Annotated in this window: 10 protein-coding genes; 6 read left to right on the forward strand and 4 right to left on the reverse strand. The window is 70.8% G+C overall.

Features of this window, described 5'->3' with window-relative positions; all coding sequences use genetic code 11:
- Position 1: 1 nt before the first annotated feature.
- A complete protein-coding gene (locus ACERZO_RS19990; protein WP_372666208.1) occupies positions 2–898 on the reverse strand; it encodes an aldo/keto reductase in 897 nt (298 codons plus the stop codon).
- A gap of 84 nt (positions 899–982) precedes the next feature.
- Between ACERZO_RS19990 and ACERZO_RS19995 the strand changes: the two genes are divergently transcribed.
- From ACERZO_RS19995 to ACERZO_RS20015, 5 genes are all read left to right on the forward strand, one after another.
- Positions 983–1,555 carry a TetR/AcrR family transcriptional regulator gene (locus ACERZO_RS19995; protein ID WP_372666209.1) on the forward strand — a complete coding sequence of 191 codons (573 nt, stop codon included), beginning with the start codon at positions 983–985 and terminating at the stop codon, positions 1,553–1,555.
- Positions 1,556–1,575: 20 nt separating this feature from the next.
- A complete protein-coding gene (locus ACERZO_RS20000) occupies positions 1,576–2,115 on the forward strand; it encodes a Chromate resistance protein ChrB (protein ID WP_372666210.1) in 540 nt (179 codons plus the stop codon).
- A gap of 6 nt (positions 2,116–2,121) precedes the next feature.
- Positions 2,122–3,258: an MFS transporter gene (locus ACERZO_RS20005; protein ID WP_372666211.1), complete on the forward strand. Its 1,137-nt coding sequence runs from the start codon at positions 2,122–2,124 to the stop codon at positions 3,256–3,258.
- Positions 3,259–3,434: 176 nt separating this feature from the next.
- Positions 3,435–3,611, forward strand: coding sequence for a hypothetical protein (locus tag ACERZO_RS20010; RefSeq protein ID WP_372666212.1), 177 nt, complete (start codon positions 3,435–3,437; stop codon positions 3,609–3,611).
- A gap of 26 nt (positions 3,612–3,637) precedes the next feature.
- Entirely contained in the window at positions 3,638–5,416 is a 1,779-nt protein-coding gene (locus tag ACERZO_RS20015; RefSeq protein ID WP_372666213.1) for an HEXXH motif domain-containing protein, read from the forward strand.
- A 63-nt stretch (positions 5,417–5,479) separates the two neighbouring features.
- Here ACERZO_RS20015 and fxsT read toward each other — a convergent pair whose 3' ends face one another.
- The 3 genes from fxsT to ACERZO_RS20030 are packed head-to-tail and all read right to left on the reverse strand — an operon-like array spanning position 5,480 to position 12,175.
- Positions 5,480–9,676 (reverse strand): FxSxx-COOH system tetratricopeptide repeat protein, encoded by a 4,197-nt coding sequence (gene fxsT, locus ACERZO_RS20020; protein ID WP_372666214.1) that lies wholly within the window; start codon positions 9,674–9,676, stop codon positions 5,480–5,482.
- A gap of 4 nt (positions 9,677–9,680) precedes the next feature.
- Positions 9,681–10,697, reverse strand: a complete 1,017-nt coding sequence (locus tag ACERZO_RS20025) for a MoxR family ATPase (protein WP_372666215.1) — start codon at positions 10,695–10,697, stop codon at positions 9,681–9,683.
- A complete protein-coding gene (locus tag ACERZO_RS20030; protein ID WP_372666216.1) occupies positions 10,694–12,175 on the reverse strand; it encodes a VMAP-C domain-containing protein in 1,482 nt (493 codons plus the stop codon). Before ACERZO_RS20030 ends, ACERZO_RS20025 begins: the two co-directional genes overlap by 4 nt.
- 244 nt (positions 12,176–12,419) lie before the next feature.
- On the opposite strand from ACERZO_RS20030, the gene ACERZO_RS20035 reads away from it, so the two are divergent.
- Positions 12,420–17,624, forward strand: coding sequence for an AAA domain-containing protein (locus tag ACERZO_RS20035; RefSeq protein WP_372666217.1), 5,205 nt, complete (start codon positions 12,420–12,422; stop codon positions 17,622–17,624).
- The last annotated feature ends 39 nt before the right edge of the window (positions 17,625–17,663 follow it).

The raw sequence follows: 17,663 nt of genomic DNA on the forward strand, positions 1-17,663 counted from the left end.
CTCAGCCGAGCGAGGCGTCCAGTGAGCGCGTCGGGACGGCGTCCAAGGCAGCCAGGGTGTCCGCGTCCAGCTCGATGTCGCCGGCCGCGATGTTGGCCTCCAGGTGATCCGCGCTCGCGGTGCCGGGGATGAGGTGGACGTTCGGCGCGTGGTGCAGCAGCCAGGCGAGGCCGATCTGCGCCGGCGTGCGGCCGAGCTCGCGCGCGGCCGCCTGGACCGCCGGCTCGTCGGTCACCTTCGGCAGGCCGGGGAAGGCGCCGCCGAGCGGGAAGAACGGCACCCACGCGATGTCTTCGGCGACGCAGAGCTCGACCATGTCCTCGTCGTCGCGGCCGACCAGGCTGTACGCGTTCTGGACGCACGCGATGCCGGCCGGGAGCGCCCGGCGCAGGGTGTCGAGGGTGACGCTGCTGAGCCCGATCGCGCCGATCTTGCCTTCGTCGCGCAGAGCGGTCATGACGGCGAGCTGGTCGTCGAGGTCGACCACCTGGTCGCCCTCGGCGAGCACGCCCGGCCGCCGGTCGGCGCGGCGCAGGTTCACCAGCGGGATGCGGTCGAGCCCGAGCGCGCGGAGGTTGTCCTCGACGCTCGCGCGCAGCTCCTCGGGGCGTTGCGCGAGGCGCAGCGGGATCGGAGCGCCGGGGTCGGGGTCGGCGCCGACCTTGCTGACGACCACGACGTCGTCGCCGGGCCGGACGGCCTCGCGGATGACGTCGTTGACGAAGCCGTTGCCGTAGAACTGGGCGGTGTCGACGTGGTCGACGCCCAGGTCGAACGCGCGGCGCAGGAGTGCGACGGCCTGGGCGCGGTCGGCGTGGAGGCGCTCGAGCTGCATCGCCCCGTAGCCGACGCGGGCGACGGCGCGGCCGGCGAGCTGGGCACTTTTCGTGAAGGGCATGCGTGGTCCCGTCCTCGTGCGATGATGGTGAAGCGGAGGAACCTCCGCTAAGCCGACCGTAGCACAACCGGAGGTGCCTCCGCTTTGCCTTCGCCGGAACCTGACCGCCCGGTGCGCTCCGACGCGCGCCGCAACCGGGAAAAGCTCGTCTCGGTCGCGCGGGCGGCGTTCGCCGCCGCCGACGGGACCGTCGCGCTGGAAGCGATCGCCCGCGAGGCCGGCGTCGGGATCGGCACGCTCTACCGCCACTTCCCGACCCGCGAGGCGCTCGTCGAAGCCGTCTACGCGGCCGAGCTCGACGACGTCACCGCGAGCGCCCCGGCGTTGCTCGCGGAGCTGCCGCCCGAACCCGCACTGCGCGCGTGGATGGACCGCTACGCGGCGTTCATCGAGACCAAGCGCGGGATGGGCGACGTCCTGCGCGCGAGCCTGGCATCGGGCCGCATCACGACCCCGGTGACGCGGCGGCGAATCACCGGCGCGATCGGCGCGATCCTGGCCGCGGGGGCGCGGGACGGGGTGTTCCGCGCCGACACCGACGCCGAAGACGTCACGCTGATGCTGCTCGGCGTGTTCTTGTCGACGTCGGCCGACCAGGACGCGGAGCGGATCGGCCGGCTGCTGGACCTCATCGTCGACGCACTGCGGCCGAAGTAACACGTGCTACATTTCTCGGCGTGACGAAGACTCGCTGGTCGGTGCTCGTGGTGCGGGTCCCCGCCGAGCCGAGCCGCCACCGCGTCGCCGTGTGGCGCGAGCTGCGGCGGGCCGGAGCGCTGTCACTGGGGCAGGGCGTCTGGGCCGTGCCGGACGCGCCGGTGTTCGCCGACGGCGTCGCGCGCGTGATCGAGCTGGCCGGGCGCGGTGACGGCGAGGTGCTGGTGCTGGACGCCACCGGGCGGGCGGAGCCGGACGGAGCCCGGCTGGAAGCGTTGTTCACGGCCGAGCGCGCCGAAGAGTGGGCGGAGTTCCTGGCCGACTGCGGCAAGTTCGACGCCGAGATCGACAAGGAGATCCGCGTCGGCAAGTTCACGATGGCCGAACTCGAAGAGGAGGAGCAGAGCCTGGAGCGCCTGCGGCGATGGCACCGCGACATCAAGGCCCGCGACGTCTTCGGCGCCCCGGCCGCGGCCGATGCGGACGAGCGGCTGGCGCACTGCGCCGGCCGGCTGGCCGAGTACACGGACCGGGTTTTCCGTGCCCTGCACCAGATGTGACGCCGGATGACCAGGCAGCTGGCCCCCGTGTACGCGGCGGGATTCGTCACGGCGTTCGGTGCGCACAGCATCGCCGCCGGGCTCGGTGGTTACGCCGAGGCCGAACACGCGTCGCTGCTGACGTTGGGGCTGCTGCTGGCGGTGTACGACGGCGCCGAGGTCGTGCTGAAGCCGGTGTTCGGCGCACTGGCCGACCGCGTCGGGCCGCGTCCGGTGCTGCTGGGCGGCTTGCTGGCGTTCGCCGTCGCGTCGGCGGCGTTCGTGGTGGCGGGCGACCCCGCGCTGGTCGGTTCGGCGCGGTTCGGCCAGGGCGCCGCGGCGGCCGCGTTCTCCCCGGCGGCGGGCGCGCTGGTGGCCCGGTTGACCCCGGAAACGGGCCACGGCCGAGCGTTCGGCGGCTATGGCGCGTGGAAGGGCCTGGGCTACACGCTCGGCCCGGTCCTGGGTGGCGTCTTGATCACTGTCGGGGGCTACGCGCTGTTGTTCGCGACGCTCGGCGGGCTGGCACTGGCGGTCGCCGGCTGGGCGGCGATCGCGGTCCCGGTGGTGTCACCGTTGCCGCGCGCGCGTCAGACGGTCTTGGACCTGGTGCGTCGCCTGACCGGCCGCGGTTTCCTGCGCCCGACGGCAACCCTGGCGGCGGCCACGGCGGCGGTGGCGGTCGGCGTGGGCTTCCTGCCGGTGGCCGGCGCGGGCCTGGGAGCGTTGGTGACGGGAGCGGTGGTGTCCCTGCTGGCGGCGACGGGAGCGCTGGTCCAGCCGTGGGCGGGCCGAGCCCACGACGCGGGCCGCATCGGCGACGCAACGGGCATGGCGGCGGGACTCGCGGCGGCAGCGGCGGGCTTGACGGCGGCAGCGGTGCTACCGGGAATCGCCGGCTTGCTGCCGGCGGCGGCGGCGATCGGCGCCGGAACGGGCTTGGCAACGCCGATCGCATTCGCCCACCTGGCGGCGGCAACGCCGAAGGAGAGACTGGGCCAGACGATGGGAGCGGCCGAGGTGGGCCGCGAACTGGGCGACGCGGGAGGCCCGCTGTTCACCGGAGCTTTGGCGGCGGCGGGTTCGCTCGGTCTCGGGTTGGGCGGGTTGGCGGCGGTGCTGGCGGTTTTCGCGGTGGCAGTGGGAATCATCGCCCGCCGCTGAGCGCACCGCAGTCCCGCTTGAAGCTGACGGACAAGCGGAACCGGCCGCCTTCCGGAAACGCACAGTATCCGGACCGGCGGGATTGATCCGCCAAGCGGACGGTCACAAAACCGTTTTGTTGTTGCATGATGATTACTCCCCCTGATCGCGGGGCTCGTCGTGAGGGAGGACCTGACATGGGACAGGCGCGGGGCGAAGTGACCACCAGGATGGTCGATCTGTCCACCGTTTCCTTGGCCGATTTGCGGCTGAGCGACGACCCGGCGCTCCGCCACTCGCTCCGGCTGGTCGCCGGGCGCGCCGAGTGCAGCCGCACCGGCGTTCTCCAAAACCAGGCGCCGGACGCGCGTTGAGCCGGGGTTAGGGAACTCACGACCCGATGCTGGACACCCACCGGGTGTCACTGACCAACCTCGACGCGATGGCCGCGGGCCGGAGTGACGCGGCCGTCGTGGCGCAGCTCGGGCAGGCCGACCGCAGCCGGCGGTTGACGTTGCTGCGGGCGGTTCTCGACGCGGCCGCCGAACTCAACCCTTCGATGTCCCCGTTGCCGCCGCTCGACGAGGCGTGGACGTTGCTGATCGAGGCACAGCAACGCGATCCGGCCGCGACCGACCGGGTGCTCGCGCACCCGCACACGGGCCTGTGGGCGGCAAATGTCCTGCAGCGGCTGGCGAAGGGCGAATCCGGCGATCCGCCGTTGTGGGCCGATCTCGGCGGCCTCCACCGGCTGGCCACCGCCGCGGCGATCCGCGCCGGGCACGACTTCCGGTCGCGGGTCCCGGTGTGGCGCGGCCGGCTGATGCTGCCGACGCTTGGCCTCGCGGACGTCCGCAGCCGCCGGGACTGGGATTTCGCCCAGGTGCACGCCGAACGCGGGCACGTCCTCGTGCGGGGTCCGTCCGGCAGCGTGCAGCTGCCCGACGACAGCGCGGCCGACGGCCCGGGCTGGCTTCCCCTGCGCTCACTGCCCATCGGCGACGGTGAGCTCTTCCTCGACGACATCGATCCGTACCGCGAGTTCGACGGACCTCTGCCGCCGCAACGGCTCGAGGCCGGCGAAGTGGCGCAGTGGGCGGAAATCCTGGACGCCACCTGGCGGCTGCTGACCGAGCACCACCCCGCGATCGCGGCCGAGCTCGCTGCAGGGCTCACCACGCTGGTGCCCAGGGCGGCGATCGACCGTTTCACCCCCTACAGCGCGTCGCACAACGACGTCTTCGGCTCCCTGGTGCTGTCCCGGCCGCCGGACGCGACGACGTTCGCCGCCACCCTCGTGCACGAATTCCAGCACAGCAAGCTCGGGGTACTGCTGGTGCTGGTCGATCTGCTCGATCCCGCCGGGGACAACGAATCCGCCCGGCTGTACGCCCCGTGGCGCGACGATCCCCGCCCGCCCGTCGGGCTCCTGCACGGCGCCTATTCGTTCCTCGGCGTGACGGCGTTCTACCGCGGGCACTACCCGGTGGCGGCGGGACTGGCGGCCCGGGCCGCGCAGTTCGAGTTCGCTTATCGGCGCGAGCAGACGGCTCACGCGGTCAGCACGCTGCTCACCGAAGCGGTGCCGTCGGCGCTGGGGCGCCGGTTCCTCGCCACGGCACAGGACCGGCTGCGCGAATGGGGGACCGAGCCACTGCCGGCCGACATCACGCAGGCAGCCGGACGGGCGAACCTCGACCACCGCCTGTCCTGGCGGTTGCGGCACCTGCGGGTCGCGGACGGGGTCGTGGCGGAGCTGGCCGGAGCCTGGCTGCGGAACCGGCCCTGCCCGTTCGTGCCGGCCGCGCCACCGAACCTGGTGCCGGCGACGGGTTCCGCCGGGCACGCGCGGCTCACCCTCACCCGCACGTGGCTGACCGACCCGGACCTGTACGACGTCTACCGCGCCGAGCCGGAACTGGCGATGGCCGAGATCGCCGGCATGTCCGCCGCGGACTTGGCGCTCGTCGACGGTGACACGACGACCGCGGCCGAGCGCTACCGGCGTCAGCTCACGATCACGCCCGATTCGCCGGCCGCGTGGGCCGGGCTCGCGCTGGCCACCCGGCATCCGGTGCTGCTGAGCCGTCCGGAACTGGTGTCGGCGGTGCACCGCGAAGTCCGGCGGCAGCGTGGGGTGGCGCCGAACCCGGATCGGCTGGCGCGCTGGCTCGGCTGACGACGAACGCACGAAGCCTCCGACGGTTTCCCGGTCGGAGGCTTCGTGCGGTGACCCGGGAGATCAGATCTGCATCGGGTCGATGTCGCAGTTGGCGCGGTGGTTGAACTGGGCGTCCGCGGTCGCCGGGTGCTCCGAACCGAGGACCTGGCGCAGCCGCTGGACGGCGTTCAGCTGGAGGATGTCCGCTTCCTCACCACGGCCGAGCCCTCGCAAGTCGAGCGCTTGGTTCACCAGGAGTGCCAGCGTCGACGGGTGATCGGCGCCCAGCACGCGCTGAGAGCGTTCGAGCGTCGCCACATCGAGCGCGTACGCGGCTTCGTAATCACCCGATTCGGCCAGGTCACTCGCGTGGTTCGTCGCGCAGACCAGCGTGAACGGGTGGTCGTCGCCCAGCGCCTCGGTCATATCGGCCAAGGCGCGTTCGCCCAGCTCCCGAGCCTGCTCGACCGAACCGAGGAGGCGCAGCGTGACCGCGAGGTTGGTCGCGGCGGCCACGCTGAACGGGTGCTTCTCGCCCCAGCTCGCTTCGTAGAGGCTCTTGACGTGCTCGCCGAGCCGCCGGGCTTCGGCGAGGTTGCCGTCCTGGCGGTGTTCGATCGACAGGTCCATGGTCGCGGACATCGCGTCGGGGTGGGATTCCCCGTACTTGGTGACCAGGCCGTCGGTGGCCTCCATGGCCAGCGTGAGCGCCTTCTTGTCGCGGTGCAGACCCGCTTTGCGGTACGCGATCGCGAGGTTCTTGATGGCCGCCAGCGTCATCGGGTGCCGGCCGCCGAGCTGCGCCCGCATGCGGCGGACGGTGTCTTCCTGCTCGGTCCGCGCCTGCAGGTAGTCACCCGTTTCACGGAGGTCGACCGACCAGTTGTCCAGCGTCAGCAGCGTGTGCCGGTGGTCCGCGCCCAGAACGGTCTGCTTGCGCTGCGCCGTCCGCTCGTCCAGGTCGCGCGCCCCGGCGAAATCGCCGACCAGGCGCAGGCTGAGCGCGTAGTTGTTGGCCGCGGCGAGGGTGTCCGGGTCTTCGTCGCCGAATCGGTCCAGCGCGCTCAGATAGGCGAACTCGTTCATCTGGCGAGCCCGCTCGAAGTCGCCCTTCGCGCGCAGGTCGGACGCGACGCCGTGCATCGTGAGCAGCGTTTCTTCGTGCGTTTCGCCCAGCGTTTCCTGCATCAGCGCGAGCGTCCGCTCCGCGACGGACCGGCCTTCCTCGAACCGGCCGAGGGCTCGGAGCATACGGCCCCACCAGCGGGAGACGACGAGGGTGTCGGCGTGCTTTTCGCCGAGCTTCTCGTTCCAGAACTTCGCGTAGTCCTCGGCCATTTCGAGCGCACCGGCGGGGTCGCCGAAGGCGAAGAGGTAGTTGACCGCGTTGATCGCCATCCGGCGTACCCAGCGGTCGGTGCAGTTTCGGGCGTCGACCGCGCGGATGTGCGGCAGCATTTCCGCGTAGCGCGACCAGTAGTCGACCGAGTCGGGTTGCTTGGGGTCGCGGTTGGCGAGCAGCAGGTGCGCGGTGTGCCGCACGCGCTCCTGGTCCTCCGGCCCGAGTTTGTTGCGTAGCACCAGCTGCACGAGCCGGTGCAGCTGGAGCGTGTCGCTGCGGTGGTCGATCTTGGCGAGGCTGTAGCGGTTGATCTCGCGGATCGCGCGGCTCAGCTGGATGGGGTCGCCGAGAGTCTGCTCGAGCGCTTCCGAGGTCGGGACGTTGCGGACACCGCTGAACATCGCCCGGGGAATCGGCTCGGGGGAGAAGAACGCGCACACTTCGAGCAGTTCCAGCGCCCCCGGGTTTTCGTCGCGCAGCCGGTCCAGCGAAACGTTCCACGCCGCTTCGACCGCGACGTCGTAGTCCGCGGGCGGGCGCGACTGGAGGAGTTCTGTTCGCTTGTTCTCGAACAGTTCCAGGTACTCGTCGGTCGCCATGCCGGTTTCGGCGCGCCACGCGGCGGCCTGCTCGACCGCCAGCGGCAGGTCGCCCAGCACGGTGGCCAGCCGGTCGGCGTCCTCGTCGGCGAGGTCGTGGTTGCGGCGCTGGAGCAGTTCGCGGCTTTCCGACCGCCGGAAGACGTCGACCTCGACCGCTTGGGAAACCTCGGACCACTGCGGGTTCCGGGACGTCACCAGGATGTGGCCCTCACCGCGCCGCGGCCAGAACTTGCGGACGTCCTCGGGCCGGTCGGCGTTGTCGAACACCAGCAGCCAGCGGCGGTACGGTTCGCCGCTGCCCAGTGCCTCGAGCACGGCGGGCACCGCGGTGTCGACGGACTGCTCGACCGGAAGATCGAGGCGCTTCGCCAGTTTCACCAGCGACGCCTGGATTTCCGACTGGTTCTCCGAGGGGATCCACCAGATCAGATCGTATTCTTCGGCGTGGCGGTAGACGTACTCGACCGCGATCTGCGATTTGCCGATGCCGCCCATCCCGTGCAGCGCGCCGGGCAGTACGGCTGTACGGGTCGATTTGGAAAGTTCACCGTGCAATGCCCGCAGGATGTCCCCGCGCCCGATGAAGTTGACATTGCGCAGCGGAACGCCGCCCCAGACGGCGGGCTGCTGGCCGGAGTGGCGGACCTCGGTGCCCGGCTCCGATCTCGTGGTAGTCACTGAGATCCCTCGAGGGTGGTTGATCGGTTCAGCTTGCGGGTCGGACCCTACCGGATGTTGGCCTGGAGGTACCCCTAGGCCTTCCGACGTCCTAGTCGCGCGTGCGCCGCCATCGTTACGGGACCCCCTGAACCGTTCCAAGGCATCACCCAATCGGTTAGCTCGGCGTGTGTAAGGCCCCGACAGTGCTCTTAGAACGTCACGTTGGACAGTCAACAACGGTTCAGAGCGTGACGTAACCACCGGTAGAGTGGCGTCATCGGGAGCCGCCAGGGCATTGCGCAGATTCGCGACCGCGGGCTCCTGAGGACCCAGGACGTCCTGGACCACCCGCTGGACTCGAGCGGTGTCCGCGCGCGAAACAAGGGCCAGCAACCGACGGCGCAGTCCCGGCGCGAAATCGTACTCGACCGGGCTTTCCGCGTCCGCCGGTACGCGGTGCAGCAATCGGCCCAGCTGGATTTCGGCCAGGTGCGCGGGCCGTGCCTGCGGCATCAGGGTGCCGTGCACCGCCTGCATCACGCGCAGGGTGAGCGGTGCCGCCGCGAGCAGCCCGGCCAGCCGGATGGCGGGCGAGGTGCCGGTGGCGAGGAACTGGTCGAGTCTTTCCGTGGGCGACGGTGGTTCTCCGGTCTGTCCCACGTCGTCCGCGAGATCTTCGTCCGCAGGGGGGACCAGTACCGGGAGCCGCACGGCGGGAGTACCGGAGATCAGTTCGGCCCAGCGGTGCACGTGCCGGGGTTCCAGTTCCAGCACCGGGATCGGGTTGGCGGTGCCGGGGCGGACACCCCGCAACGTCCGGGACACCACGCGGATGCCGGTCCAGCTCCAGCGTTCGGCGGGCAGGAGGTGGAACAGGCTGACCTGACAAGTCTTGGCCCACAACGAGAGGAGCCCGAACATCGACCCGCTGCGCCACGCGGGGCCGACGCCGTCGCTGAGCACGACGATGACGCGCCGGCCCGTCGGGTCGGCCAGCTGCGCCGGTTCGCAACCGGTGCCCGGTGCGGTTTCCACGAATCGGACGACCGGTTCGTCGGTGTCCACCGAAACCGTCTTGACGTCGGAAAACGCGCCCTGCCTTTCCAACAGGGCGCGGAAAGCGCGGGAAGTGCGTTCCCAGAACACCATCGAAGAACCGCGGTCGACGACCAGCACGACCTCGAACGGATGTCCTCGCGAGGCCCGGTGCACCGGCAGCCACACCTTGGTCTCCGCCGCGGCGACCGCCGTTTCTTCCTCGTCGAGTTCGCTCTTGTGCTTCAGCCGGACGAGGCGGTTCAGCGGCCGCAGCGCCTTCGCCAGGCCTTGGGGCAGGCTCGGGGGCACCGTGCGGGCCGGCCGGGCGGCCGCGGGCCGGCGCGTTCGCGGCCGGATCGGGACCGGTTCGAGGGGAACGGGCGCCGGTTCCGGGTGATCGCCCGGGCGGCCCGGGTCCGGCCGTCCCGGCGGCAGGTGGTCGACGCGGGGTTCCGCCGGCGACGCCGGTTCGGGCTCCGGCGGGGGCGGGGGCGGGGGTGGTGGCGGCGGGGGTTCGGGACGCGGAGCCGCGCGCGGCGATTCGCTCGCCGCGATGCGGGCGGCGAGCCAGACCGCGTCGGCGATCTCGTCCGCGTTGAGCGCCTCGGTGGCGAGGCGGTCGACCGGGTCGGCCATCGGCTCAGTCCGTTCCCAGGACGTTGAGCCGCCGCCACAAAGTGCCGCGCAGCACCTCCCAGTTCGCGTCGTGCTGGTGGGCGCCCGAGGTTGTCAGGTGCAGGGCGTTGAGGAGCTGGTCGTTGGCGAGACCGCCTTCCTGCCCGCTGTTGGCGAGGAATTCGTGGATCAGGTCGTCGCTGCGGGGCGGCACGTCGCGGAAGTGCGCCGCGACCATGCTCACGAGCTGTTCGAAGCCGGGCTGCGGCATGTCGAGCCGCAGGCAGCGGCGCAGGAACGCGGGCGGGAAATCCCGTTCGCCGTTGCTCGTCACCACGACGATGGGGAACGCGCGGCACCGCACGTGTCCGTCGCGCACGACCGCCCGGCCGCCGCGGTCGTGCGTGAAGACGGTGACCTCGGGCCGGGTGGCGGCGATCCGGGCCAGCGGCTGGATCTCGAAGTCGCCGTCCTCGAACACCGCCAGCAGGTCGTTGGGCAGGTCGATGTCCGACTTGTCCAGCTCGTCGATCAGGAGCACCCGCGGCCGGTCGTAGGGCAGCAGTGCGGTGCCGAGCGGGCCGAGGCGGACGAACCCGCCGATGTCGGCGCCCTCCTCGGTCGCGGCGGCCTGGACCCGGCCGATGGCGTCGTAGGTGTACATCCCGTCGCGGGAGATCGTGCGGCTGCTGATCGGCCAGCGCAGCACCGGGCCCAGACCGAGTTCGCGCGCGATCTTGTAGGCCAGGCTGGACTTCCCGGTGCCGGGGTTGCCGGTGATCAGCAGCGGCCGCCGCAGGTACAGCGCCGCGTTCACGGTCAGCACCTCTTCGAGCGTCGCGTCCCGCGCGGAGGCCACGGCCGGCACGCCGAGCCGGCGGACGAACTCGGCGTCGGACGCGATCGGGACCTGCAGCGCCGGGCCGCCGTCGAACGCGCGCCAGCTGGGCGGCGCCGGCAGTTCGGGGGCGTCCTCGCCGGCGGGCGGCGGCAGCCCGTGACCGCGGTAGACGCACCAGGGCGGGATCTCGGCACCGCTCATCGCGCGGGCACCTCCTCGATCGGGGCCGCGGGGGGATCCTGCGGCTCGACGGGCCTGTCCGGGTCGTCCCACAGCAGCGAAACCCGGCTCCCGACGTGGGAGTCGGGCCGGGCGGCCTGGCGGGCCCGGCTGCGCAGGAGGCGTAGGTGCTCGACGAGCTCGGGCAGGAAGTCGCGCAGGGACTTGATCTCGGCTTCGAACGCCGAGCGGGCGGCCTCGGTGCGGTGCCAGATCATCACCGGGATGCCGGTCCGGACCCCGACGAGCACCTCGCCGGGGTCCGTGCTGTCCGGCACCGAACGCAGGACCAGCGACAGGACCTTCTTCTGCGCGGCGAGTTTCGCGTCGAGCGCGGTCAGGTGCCGCCGTTTCGAGCCGTCGCTCCAGAGCCAGTGCTCTTCCGGTGTGGTCAGCCCGGCGGGCACCTTCTTGAGCAGGTCCCAGCGCCGTCGCCATTCCCGGTGCCAGCGCGGCGACCGTGCGCGGTCGAGGCTGCGCACGACCACTTGGTAGTGCAGGCCGAGCGGGCGCGGCAGCGAGCTGCCCGCCTCGAGGTCCCACTGGTCGACGGGCAGGTTCAGCAGTGAATAGGGGAGCAGGAACTCGATCCGGATCGCCGTGGCGTTCTGCGCCCAGCCGGTTTCGGCCTCGGCGACCAGCGCGGCCACGTGCGCGCGGACGGCGTCGAGATCGCCGGTGAACGGCTCGCTCCGCCGCGGCCGCCACCCGGTCGGGTCGTTGTGCCGCCAGTGCACGACGACGTACAGCCCGGTGTCGAGCAGGTCCGGCTCGATGCGGACGACGAGGTAGGCGACGACTTCCGCGGGAGTGGCGGGCTCGGTGGCCCGCGCCAGGCGGACGGCGTTGATCTGCTCGGTCACCCCCAGGCGAGCGGCCTGGCGGTCGTTCCAGCCGCGCAACCCTTCGGCGCGCTCGTCGTCGGCGGCGGCCGCCAGGTATTCGACGAACAGCAGCAGGGGCGGAACCCCGTCGGGCTGCGCGTTCATCCGTTCCAGCGTGGCGAGCGCGTCCGCCGGCCGGTGGTCGGCCGAGGTCAGCTCGGCCGCGGGCCCGGCCGCCGCCCGCACGAGCTCGGCCAGCCGGCTGCTCGGGTTTTCGCCCAGCAGGTTCAGCAGTTCCTGGCGGTCGTATTCGGTGACGAGGTCGAGCGCGGCCATGTCCTCGACGGCGGACCGGGCCCGCTGCACGGGAATCGACCCGGGCTCCATCTGTTCGACGGCGTCGACGAAGGCGGCGAGCGCCCGCGGGTGCTGCCGCCGGCAGGCCTGCACGATGCCGATCAGGCTGGCCCGCGTCGTCGGCAGGTCCTCGACGACCAGCGGCATGCCGAGGTGGTCGGCCAGCAGCTCCAGGCAGAGGCGCCGGCTACCGGGGTCGCGCAGGGACGGGATCTGCTCCAGGCAGTCGATGAGGAACCCCAGGGAGCTCGGGTAGTCAGAGCCGTTCCACGACGTCACCCCGCCCCTCCCTCGCCCTCCGGAGTTAAGGGGATATCCCAGCATGACCCACTTGGACAACCGCTGAGGTGCTATCTCAACCGGACGGCCTATCACGACGGTTTGAACCACGCTTTCCGGTCGCTCACGTTCGGGTGGTGTCGGAGCGCATTTCGTAACGGTGTGATGTCGGCCGTATCGCCCGACGCGTCCGAAACGATGAGCACGATGGTCTGTTCGGCGGTGAAGAAATGGGGGGACGGCAGTGGCGAACGAGGGCGCTGCTGCAGCACAGCGAAGTGCTGCGGTCGATCGAGCGGTGCGGTTGTTCCGGTTCCTCGCGCGGAGCCAGCAGCTCAAGTCCAACCCGCCTCGCACCATCGACAGCTACGAGTCCGTGCTGTGGTTCGGGCGCTTGCCCGAGCATCCCGCCATCCTTTCCGCCGACGGAGACGACTCCACCGCTCTGCTGAGGATCGAACGGGTCGCGCACCACGAGCCTCCGGAACCCGACGCGCACTTGGAGCCTTGGCTGGACGGTGAATGGGACGACCCGGTCGCCCCGCCGACACTGCGTGAATCATTGACCGACGGAGAGCACCGGACCGCCCTCGAGGACGCGCCGGGAATCTGTGACGCCCATGCCGAGTGGGAAGCTGCCTGGTCCGTCTGGGCCGAACGTGAGCGCACCGACCGGCCGGCGCGAAACGTCTACAACGACCTGTTCTCCGCGTACGTCACCGCGACCGGGCACGCCGAAGAACTCGAACTGGTCGTCGGAGTGGGCTGCTTGTCGTGGGCGCCGCCCGGTGACTACGTCGTGCGGCGGCACCTGGTCACGGTGCCCGCCACGATTCACTTCGACGACGGGACCGGACGGTTGACCGTCCACCAGACGGAGGTCGCGGCCGGTTTGACGATCGAGCTGGAGATGCTCGATCCGGGCCGGGTGGCCAATCCGCCGCACGTCGTCCAGATCAGGAACGAAGCTCGCGAATTCGACGCCTCCGTCGTCGACCGCGAAGGCGTGGGCGGTGTATTGCGCCGCCTGGTGAACGCCCTCGACAGCGACGCCGCTTACCTCGATGAGGACGAGCCACCGAAGCCAGGCACGCACGCCGTGGCGGCGTTCGCTCCTGCGTTGATCCTGCGCAGGCGTTCGACGCAGGGGATTGTCGACATCCTCGACTCGGTCGCCGATCAGCTCGATGAGTCAGGCATCGTTCCAGACGGCCTGCTCCCGCTCGTCGATCCCGACCACCGGCCGGCTTCGGAACGTTCACCCCAGCCGGGAGCGCTGGTGGAGGTCGATGCGGATCCGTTCCTGCCGTTGCCGGTCAACGAGCGGCAGTTGCGCGTTCTCACGCAAGTCGACGTGAAGGCACAGACCCTCGTCCAAGGCCCACCGGGAACAGGCAAGACCCACACGGTCGCGGCTTTGCTGTCCCACTTGCTCGCACAGGGCAAGCGCGTGCTGGTGACCGCGCACACCGATCGCGCCCTCAAGGAGGTGCGGACGAAGCTGCCCCGAGCGATCGCGCCGCTGGCGGTCTCGGTCGTCGGTTCCTCGCGATCCGACCTGGCGGATCTCAAGGTCGCGGTGGAGCGGATCAGCCACGTGGCCGGCGAATACGACGCGGGGGCCGCTCGCCGGGTCGCCGACGACCAGCTGATGGCGATCGAACAACTCCGCCTGCGACGTGCCGCGTTGTACCGGCGCATGCTCGATGCGCGCGGGGAGGAGGTCGTCGAATTCGAAGTCGGCGGCTACCACGGCACGCTCGCTGCCATCGCGCAGCGCGTCGAATCGGAGCGGGACCGGTTCGGCTGGCTCGCCGACCTGGTTTCACCTGGTGGTGTCGGTCCTTCCCCGATTCCCGCAGGCCACCTCGTCGAGTGGCACCGAAGTATCGTCGACGACGAGCTGGCGATGGACGAGCCTGAGTCCCGGCTTCGGCTGATTCACCTGGCCGACGTGCCCACGCCTGAGGCGTTCTCGTCGTTGGTAACGGCGGAACGGCAGGCCATCTCCGTCGAGGAAGGCCACCGCGCCCTCATCCACCACGCCGCGTTCGACGGCGTGCGACGGCTGGATCCGTCGACGCGGACCGTGCTGCGTCAGCGGCTCAACGGGTTCGCCCGCGAGGCTGAAGAACTGTCGCGCCGGCGTGAAGCGTGGATCGCCGACTCGCTGGCCGACGTGCTGGCCGGTCGAGCCAATCACTGGCGCTCCCGAGCCGACCAGATCGCTCAGCTCATCGGCTACGCGGGCCCTCTGGTGAACCACCTCGGCCCGCTCACCGACGTGCGGGTCACCGCTGCGGACATGGGTGCGCTCGTCGGCCTGGCCCAAGCGCTGCGCGCGCACGTGGGAGGTGGCAACGCCCTCAAGACGAACCCGGACGGGTCACCCAAGACAGGAGCATTCGCCGCCAAGGCCGTCAAACAGGCGCAGCCCCTCTTCCAGGCCGTGCGGGTCAATGGTGTGCCGCCGACCGGAGCGGACCAGCTCGACCTGTTCCTGACTTGGGCCGAGGCATCTCGGACACTCGACGCGCTGGACCGGGCGTGGCCGGACTCGGTGCACATCCCCGTCGAAGACACACCGAGCGAACGACTGCAGTGGCACGTGACCGAACTGGCGCAGTTGCGCCGCGTCCTGGCGCTGGGTGAGACCCTCGAGACCGAGGAGCGCGGCCTGGCGGGTCTGGGGCTCCCACGCCCGAACTGGACCGATCTCGACGCCGTCCAGACCTATGCGCGGCTCGTCGACGCCGCGGCCGTGGCCGACGCCCGGACAGCCGCTACCTCGCCGTTGCTGGAACTTGCCCGGACCGTCGGCGACGTGGCGCGGTGGGCGGACGCCGCTCCGTGCGTCAAGGATCTGGTGGCCGCGGTGGAAGAGCGAAGCCACGAGCGGTATGCGGTCGCTCGCCGCCGACTGGCTCGGCTGACCGAAGCCGCCGGGCTGGCGCGCCGTCGCGATGAGATCGCGGCGGCCCTGGCGAGCTCGCTGCCCGGTGTGTGCGAGGCCGTGTCGGCGGATCCCCGCGACCCCGCGTGGGTGAACAGGCTGGCGGATTGGGACGCGGCCTGGGCCTGGGCCGAGGTCCGGGCCTGGGTTCTCGGACGCGGTGGCGAAGACGTGAACGCCCTGCAGGCCGAGGTGCTGGAGGTCGAGGCACAGCTGCGTGGGCGGGTCGAGAGGCTGGCCGCCGAGCGCGCTTGGGGACACGCCGTTTCACCTGAGCGGCTGTCCGGCAAGGCCCGCGCCGATCTCCTGCAGTACGCCCAGCTGGTCAAGCTGCTGGGCAAGGGCACCGGCATGTACGCGGACAAGCGCCGGGCCGACATCAAAGCGGCCATGGACCGCTGCCGCCCCGCGGTGCCCGTGTGGATCATGCCGGTCTACCGGATTGCCGAACAGTTCCGCGTCCAACCGGACATGTTCGACGTCGTGATCGTCGACGAGGCGTCGCAAGCGGGTCTGGAGGCGACGTTCCTCCAGTACTTGGCACCCAAGATCGTGGTGATCGGCGACGACAAGCAGGTCTCGCCCTCGGCGGTGGGTACCGATCAGCAGCAGCTGCGCGATCTCGCCGGGCAGTACTTGTGGGACGACCCGTACCGCGCGTCGTGGCAGGACCCCAAGCGCAGCCTGTTCGACGAGGCGAAGATGCGCTTCGAGGGCATGACCACGTTGGTCGAGCACCGGCGCTGCGTGCCCGAGATCATCGGCTTCTCCAATCGGATCGCCTATGAGCCCGATGGCATCCGGCTGGTGCCGGTTCGCCAATACGGGGCTGACCGCCTGGAGCCGATCAAGGCGGTGTTCCTCGAAGACGGTTATGAGCGCGGCGTGACCGACAAGGTGAATCCGGTGGAAGCGGACGCCATCGTCGAGCAGATCGAAAAGTGCGTCACCGATCCCCGGTACGACGGGCTCACCTTCGGCGTCGTGTCGCTGCTCGGCCGTGCCCAGGCGAAGAGGATCGAGAAACGTCTGCTGGAACGCATTCCGCCCGAGGAGTGGAAGGCACGCGAGCTGCGCTGCGGCGACTCGGCGGACTTCCAGGGCTCGGAGCGCGACGTGATGTTCCTGTCGATGGTGAAGGCGCCGGAGTCGGGAAAGCGGATCGGCTCGCTGACCCAGGACATGTACGTCCAGCGGTTCAACGTCGCCGCTTCGCGCGCCAAGGACCAGATGTGGGTGTTCCACTCCGTGCGTCTGTCCGACCTCGGCAACCCGGAGGACATGCGCTTCCAATTGCTGGACTACTGCTACGCGTGGTCCGGGCGCATCGAAGGCGTCGACGACGCGAGGCACACCGCCGTACCCGAAGACCGGAAGGTGGAACCGTTCGATTCGTTGTTCGAACAGCGCGTGTTCAACCGCCTGATGGACCGCGGGTACAGCGTCGTTCCCCAGTTCCCGGCCGAGGGCTACCGGATCGATCTGGTGGTCGTCGGCCGCAAGGCGCGGCTGGCGGTCGAATGTGACGGCGACGCCTGGCACGGGCCGGACGCCTACGAGCGCGACCTCGCGCGGCAACGCGACCTCGAGCGATGTGGCTGGCGGTTCTTCCGCATCCGCGAGTCGGAGTTCTACGCCGACCGGCCGGCGGTACTGGCCCGGTTGTGGGAGACCTTGCAGGAACTCGACATCCATCCGTCCGGCTGGGCCCCGGAAGCCGATGACCCCTCGGCCGCCGAGCCACGTCTGCCGGTGGTCGAGCCCGTGCAGACCCTGCGACCGGAGGTCGTGCCGGAACCGGTCGAGTCCGAACCGGACGCGGTCGAGCCCGCCGCTCTCCAGCAGGTCGTGGCTGCACCGGCGGCGGAGCCGTTGGTCGTGGCGTCGGAACCCGAGGTGTCCACCACGGGAGCGCCGGCGCCGGAAGTTCTTGCATTGGAGGATGACTCGGCGACCGCTGCGGTCGAGCAGCCGGTTTCGGCGCCCGCTGGCTCGCTGCTCGCGGCCTACGGCCACTTCGACGGCACGGTGATCCAGGTCGGCTCCGCGTCACGGAGAGAACTGGTGGAGGGCCTCGTGCACATCGTTGAGGCGGAGGGGCCGGTACTGGGTGGTCGGCTGCAGACCGCCTACGTCCGGGCGTCCGGCGCCGTTCGGGTCACCAAGCTGGTCGCGAGCGAGGTGAACAAGGCGATCGCGCAGGCAGTCCGTGAGGGCCGGCTGGTCGAGGACAATCCTCTCGATGAGCGAGGGATCAAGCCGCGCACCTACCGGCTGCCTGACCAGCCGGAGGTACGCCTGCGCCTCTTGGGACCCCGCTCCTTCGACGAGGTTCCCCCGAGCGAGCTGGCGGCCCTGCTCGACCACGTCGCGGAACGGGACGGGAACAGCGGCGAGGAGGCTCTGCAGCGGGCGGTGCTGGAACTGTTCGGCTTGAAGCGTCTCACCGACAACGTCAAGAACCGTTTCGCCGCAGTGCAGACCGTTCGGTCCTGACGAACGAACGGGCCCGGCCGCAGAGCGGCCGGGCCCGTT

This window comes from Amycolatopsis kentuckyensis (assembly GCF_041679295.1).
GTDB lineage: Bacteria > Actinomycetota > Actinomycetes > Mycobacteriales > Pseudonocardiaceae > Amycolatopsis > Amycolatopsis kentuckyensis_A.